The organism is Pontibacterium sp., assembly GCF_041587635.1.
In the GTDB taxonomy this organism is placed as follows: Bacteria; Pseudomonadota; Gammaproteobacteria; order Pseudomonadales; family Balneatricaceae; genus Pontibacterium.
Genome location: NZ_JBFGYC010000221.1, coordinates 1 through 6,077 on the forward strand (window position 1 = coordinate 1; position 6,077 = coordinate 6,077).

A 6,077-nucleotide genomic window follows, 5' to 3' on the forward strand; every position below is an offset into this window, starting at 1 on the left:
ACCTGGCCGGTCACCTTCGTCAACGATGCGATCAGCTTTGTTGTACCACTCCAGCTGTTTTCGTTTGTAGGCTTTATGATTGGACTGAATTTCTGGATTTTGCTGAACTATGAAGATCTGAGAGATAACCTGAGGGAGCGTTTCAAAGCTGCGTAATCGATTGAACTCAAGGCACAATCGTTCCTTGAGTTCGTTCAATACCTAAAGGGACAGTATCATAGCCCCTTTAGTCATCAATACAGCCAGCCGGTTCTGAAAGAGACACCCACAACAACGAATAAAACTGAAAACACAGTGACCGGTATAATATGCCAGGCCATATCAACAAGATTGTCTTTTGAGAGCACCGGAATAACCCTAAACCGGGCATCAATCGCAAAACCGAATGTAAGCGCAAGCAGTGTCAGTTTTGCAGCAATACCATGCGATACCGGATTGGTCATATCGAACCACTGACTCACATCAGGCACCAATCGATGCGCAAGCATCAACCCGGTTACAACTTGCACAATCAGAGCCGGCATACCGATTTTTTCAAAAACCGATTCAAAGCTCAACAACTGCTCCGGAGAACGTTCCCGTAGCACTTTTGGCAGAATCACCACAGACAGAACGATGTGCCCGCCCGTCCAAATAGTCGCGCTGAGAATGTGCAGGAGTAACAACGTTCCATACATGCTGACTTACCTATCCTGATGACCACAAAGCATAAGGCACCTTTTGATCACCAGGGTTATCCTGCGTGCTCGTAAGATGCCTTATGAATTAGCCTGATACCCGATCTTGAAAATAAAGCCTCAACCCCTCTTAAGAGAGGCCAAAGACACACAGACTCGTGTCTTCAACAAAGGGGATAAAGCTCGTAAAACTTATTTGGACTCTGCGCGGCCGGTGAACTTACGCTCTTCCACATTCACCTTGATACGGTCGCCCGTAGAGATATGCTCTGGCACCTGCACGATCAGGCCGGTTGAAAGCTTAGCGGGCTTCGTGCGCGCCGTTGCAGAACCGCCTTTAATCGATGGATCAGTCTCAACAATCTCCAGTTCAACCACACCCGGCAGATCAAGTGCCACAGGCGCATCGTTGACAAGAACGACATGCAATCCCGGGGTGTCGTCCGTAATGAACTGCAGTTCATCCGTAAGGCTATCTTTGTTCAGGCTATAAGACGAATAGTCTTCGTTATCCATGAACACATACTCATCGCCATCAGAGTAAGAAAACACAACCGCGCGTCGAACCAGATCAGCAAGGCTTAACATGTCTGAGTCTTTGAAGGTCTCATCAATCTTGCCGTTGGTCGCTACGTTATACATACGCATACGATACAGGCTGCCGCCTGAACGCCCTTGTGGAACTGAGCGCTCGATATCACGAACAATGTAAGCTTCACCATTAATTTCAACGGCGGTGTTCTTCTTTATTTCACTGGCTTTAGGCATGTCGGTGTGCTCTGGGAAAGAAGTTAAAGGGCAGTATAATCAGGTAGTTAGTTCAATAACAATACACCGTTTATACGCTAGGAGGCCATGAAGCACCTTCGTGACAGGTAGGCAGTGCCGACTAAAATCGGCGTTCGCTGCCGTACCTTTATGTGCTTCTCTGGCCCCTTATGGGTGACCGTAACCTTACGGCGAAATCGGCAGCTGCATGTGGAATGTTGAGCCAAGCTCAGGATCAGATGTAACGGCCATGTGCCCCTGATGCTGCTCGGTGATAATGTAGTAGGAGAACGACAAGTGCTGACCTGCATCGAAACCGTCTGCTTCCGGGTTGTCGCTGAAGTACGGCTCAAATAATCCCATCTGCTCATCGTTGCTCAAACCGATGCCGTTGTGCTGAATCTTGATCCAGAAGCTATCATAGCCCTCAGACAAGATGATCTTGATGGTCGGTACAAAATCACTGTCCGCTGAACGACGCTGCAACGACGCACACGCATGGCGGAACAAGCTTAAGAAAACCTGCTGCAATTCGGTGATATAGCATGGCACCTGTGGCAGATTCTTTTCGACGCTCCATTCCAGTTTTACCTGATGGAACGACAAACCATTTTCGACAGAGATCACCTCTTTACCCAGCTCGACCGTATGCTCCATCACATCGACAATATCGGCCATCTGTTTTTCTTTCTCCCGACTGCGAGAGAACGTCAGCAAGTTATTGATGATCTTAGAAACCTGATCACCTTTGTTGGACATATCGATGAATATCTCATCCAACAGCTGTGTCTGCGTGGCGTTTCCAGCCCCCTGCTGATGGCTATCCGCCAGAATGTTCTTAAAGCGCTTCAGATCCATCAGGATCGCTTGAAGTGGCATATTGATGTCATGTGCCATCGTGGAAGCGACCTCACCCATGAATGACATCTTGTCATTATGGATCAGCATGTTCTCAGCCGTCTTTTCCTTACTGACATCATCAACCAGAATCACCACACCCGCTTCATCGCCCTTGAGTGGATAGATCGTGATATCGAAATGCGACAGGCTACGCATGCTCTGCTTCAGGTGGATCGTTTTATTCTGCTCAATCGCTTGCTGGATATGCTCAGGAACAACCGTCATGGTTGGATACGCTTCCCATAACGTTTTCCCTAAAGCCTCTTCAGAAGACACACCGGAAAGTTCCTCTACGCGTCGGTTCCACTGAGTCACCCGGCCGTCCTTGTTCAAGCCAACCAACATCAATGGCATTGAGGTCAGAATGTCTTTGATATAGGACTCTGAAGAGCGCAACTGATCGGATGTTACGATGTGCTCGGCAACCTCTGATTCCAGCGCACTGTTGCTTTCCTGCAGCAGTTTATTGGACTCATCCAACGTCGCTGTTCGTTCCTGAACGCGAAGCTCCAGTTCTTTACGAATAGCCGTTAGCTCGCGATTTGCGCGAGATGCTTTGCGACGTGCGATAAACAGATACACCGCCGTAATCGATAAAATGATGATCAGCGTACCGCTGCTCCAGTTTGCCAGATGCTGCCAGTTGGTTTTGCCATTTTCATCTTTAAACAGTGTAATGCCAGCCATAGCCCATGAGCTGTGCATGCATAAAGCAAATAGGAAGAATATGTTTTTCATAGTATCCGTGAAATTAATTAACCTTGGTTTGGTAGTAAGCAGACCACTATAAGATAAAGACGCCAGAAACATGCTTGTTTCCCGGTCATTAGTCAGTGCCTGTGACCCAGTGTAATTACCTGCATGTTACACCATTTTGGCTGCTGAAAGCTGCTGCTGTACTCGAATCAACCGTACTTGCGACACAATAATGTGCCAACAGCCGTGCTGCTGTACCACTTTAAGAGCAGTACATTATCTATCTGATATTCAATGATAAATATTCGGCCCGATCCGAGACATCTACGTTCAATCAAACATGATTTGCAAAATGTCCCAACACAACTGAACGTTGTGCGACAAACGATACCTCAACGCAGTAAATCGCGGAGTAAGAGATAAAGCAGACGGAGGAAACTACAGCATGAGATTTGATCACACTCTTCGTATTCATCGTCGAGCGTAAACCAACCGATAAGACGAGCCGTCTTTCGCCCTAACGGGCGTTTCGCTCCATAGCGGTTACCATTTCGATATGAGGTATTCCATCTTCATCGTAAGGCTCAGATACAGGCATAAACCCGAAGTCCGAATAAAACGCCTCTAAATATTTCTGAGCAGAAATTCTAACCTCTTGTTTTGGAAACTCAGCCTTCAGCAATTCCATCGCCTTTTCCATCAGCAACCTTCCACTTCCTTGCCCCCTAGCCTCCTTTGCGGTTAAAACGCGACCAATAGACGGCTCTATATATTTATGCCCCGGAAAAACGACACGTAAATACGCAAGGATTTGGACAGAATCACCTCCGTTGTTTGTTTGAGCAAACAAGTGCCACGAGACTTGATCTAAGCTGTCGATGTCCTGGTATACACAGTTCTGTTCAACGACAAATACCTCCTGCCTCACCCGCAAAATTTCATAAATTTCAGCCGATGAGAGTTCTTCGAATCTTTTCCATTTCCATTCGTACATACTGCATACTCCTTAACACCTAAAGCAGAAATGCGTCACTCAAAGGCGATGCCGTCTTTACTTCAGCGCAAATTCCACGGCTTTCTGCGCATGTATCGCCGTTGTGTCCAATAAACGCACCGCCGTATCGTCCTGCTGTACCAACATACCGATCTCAGTACAGCCCAGAATCACCGCCTCTGCACCATCATCGGCGAGCTGCTGGATGATGCGAAGGTATTCGGTTTTTGAATCGGATTCGATCTTACCAAGACAAAGTTCATCGTAGATAACCCGGTGCACAGTCGCCCGATCGGGCTGATCAGGCACCAGAACATTCAGGCCGTATTTCTCACTCAGGCGGCCTTTATAGAAATCTTGCTCCATGGTGAATCCGGTGCCCAATAAGCCGACCGTTTTGATTCCCTGATCCAACAGCACCTCAGCGGTGGCATCGGCAATATGCAGGATCGGAATATCGATGGCGGCTTCGATTTGCGGGGCTACTTTGTGCATAGTGTTGGTACAGATTAACAGTACATCAGCACCTGCGGCTTGCACGTTGCACGCGGCTTCAGACAAGATCGCAGCGGTTCCATCCCAGTCCCCTTGGTGTTGCAGCTTTTCTATCGGCGCAAAGTCCACACTATACATAACGATCTTCGCAGAATGCAGGCCTCCCAATTGCGCCTTTACCCCTTCATTGATCGCTCGATAATAACCCACCGTACTTTCCCAACTCATACCACCTAACAAACCGACTGTTTTCATACTGCCTCCGAAATAGTCCTTTATGCCCTGTCACAGGATTGGGGCGTTTGATGGGATTGTTGAACCCTGAAGGCACAAAGTCAAAACGCCTTCAGGGAAACGTGGGCAGGCGTTAAGACTTGATCCGATAACCTGTACGGAAGATCCACCAGATGCCTGTCAGGCAGAGCGTTAAGAAGAACAACGTCATACCAAAGCTGACGGCGATATGCACATCCGCCACACCATAAAATGCCCAGCGGAAACCGCTGATCAGATACACCACCGGATTAAACAGAGTGATTGATTGCCATGGTTCCGGCAGCATGTTGATGGAGTAAAACGCGCCACCCAAAAACGTCAGCGGTGTAATCACCATCAACGGGATTACCTGCAACTTCTGGAAATCATCCGCCCAGATACCGATGATAAAACCGAACAGACTGAAGGTGATCGCCGTTAACGCCAGAAAACAGATCATCCAGACAGGATGCTCGATCTGGTAATCCACAAAGATGCGTGCCGTCGCCAAAATCAGCAATCCCAGCAACATGGATTTACTCGCTGCCGCCCCCACATACCCCGCGACGATCTCGAACGGTGATACCGGAGCCGACAATACTTCGTATATGGTGCCGGAGAATTTCGGGAAGAAGATACCAAAGGATGCGTTGGAGATACTCTCACTCAGCAGCGATAACATCACCAGACCCGGAATGATAAACGCGCCGTAACTGACACCGTCGATCTCACCCATGCGTGAGCCAATTGCCGTGCCAAACACCACAAAATACAGTGTTGTAGACAGTACGGGCGATGCGATGCTTTGCATCAGCGTGCGCCAGGTACGCGCCATTTCGAATTTATAGATCGCAAAGATGGCATATAGATTCATCTCAGTGCTCCTTCACCAGATTCACAAAGATATCTTCCAGCGAGCTTTCGGTGGAATGCAGATCTTTCACGTTAATGCCCTGTGTACTGAGATTGGTTAACAGATTAACCACACCGATGTTATCGTCATGACTGTCATAGCTGTAGATCAGGGTATGTCCGCCCTCACCTAATGTGAGCGATGCTCCATTCAATCCAGAAGGAATCTCCACCAGCGGCTGATCTAAGGTCAGATGCAACTGCTTCTGACCAAGCTTGTCCATCAGGACATCTTTATCTTCAACCAGGATGATCTCGCCCTTGTTGATCACACCAATTCGGTCGGCCATCTCTTCCGCTTCTTCGATGTAATGGGTGGTCAGAATAATCGTCACGCCGCGCTCGCGCAGTTCACGCACCATCTCCCACATGTCGCGGCG

6 protein-coding genes and 1 pseudogene are annotated in these 6,077 nt (G+C 48.3%); all 7 read right to left on the reverse strand.

What is annotated here, in order from left to right:
• Positions 1-233: 233 nt before the first annotated feature.
• A complete protein-coding gene (locus ABYW01_RS11745) occupies positions 234-677 on the reverse strand; it encodes a CopD family protein (protein WP_372832887.1) in 444 nt (147 codons plus the stop codon).
• A 192-nt stretch (positions 678-869) separates the two neighbouring features.
• Entirely contained in the window at positions 870-1,445 is a 576-nt protein-coding gene (yeiP, locus tag ABYW01_RS11750; protein ID WP_372832888.1) for an elongation factor P-like protein YeiP, read from the reverse strand.
• Positions 1,446-1,631: 186 nt separating this feature from the next.
• Positions 1,632-3,032: a PAS domain S-box protein gene (locus ABYW01_RS11755; RefSeq protein WP_372832890.1), complete on the reverse strand. Its 1,401-nt coding sequence runs from the start codon at positions 3,030-3,032 to the stop codon at positions 1,632-1,634.
• 526 nt (positions 3,033-3,558) lie between these two features.
• Positions 3,559-4,035 carry a GNAT family N-acetyltransferase gene (locus ABYW01_RS11760; protein ID WP_372832891.1) on the reverse strand — a complete coding sequence of 159 codons (477 nt, stop codon included), beginning with the start codon at positions 4,033-4,035 and terminating at the stop codon, positions 3,559-3,561.
• 57 nt (positions 4,036-4,092) lie between these two features.
• Complete coding sequence (locus ABYW01_RS11765; protein ID WP_372832893.1) at positions 4,093-4,785, reverse strand: aspartate/glutamate racemase family protein; 693 nt, start codon at positions 4,783-4,785, stop codon at positions 4,093-4,095.
• A 112-nt stretch (positions 4,786-4,897) separates the two neighbouring features.
• Complete coding sequence (locus ABYW01_RS11770) at positions 4,898-5,659, reverse strand: ABC transporter permease (protein ID WP_372832895.1); 762 nt, start codon at positions 5,657-5,659, stop codon at positions 4,898-4,900.
• Position 5,660: 1 nt separating this feature from the next.
• Positions 5,661-6,077 (reverse strand): annotated as a pseudogene (locus ABYW01_RS11775) (multidrug ABC transporter ATP-binding protein); the annotation flags it as partial.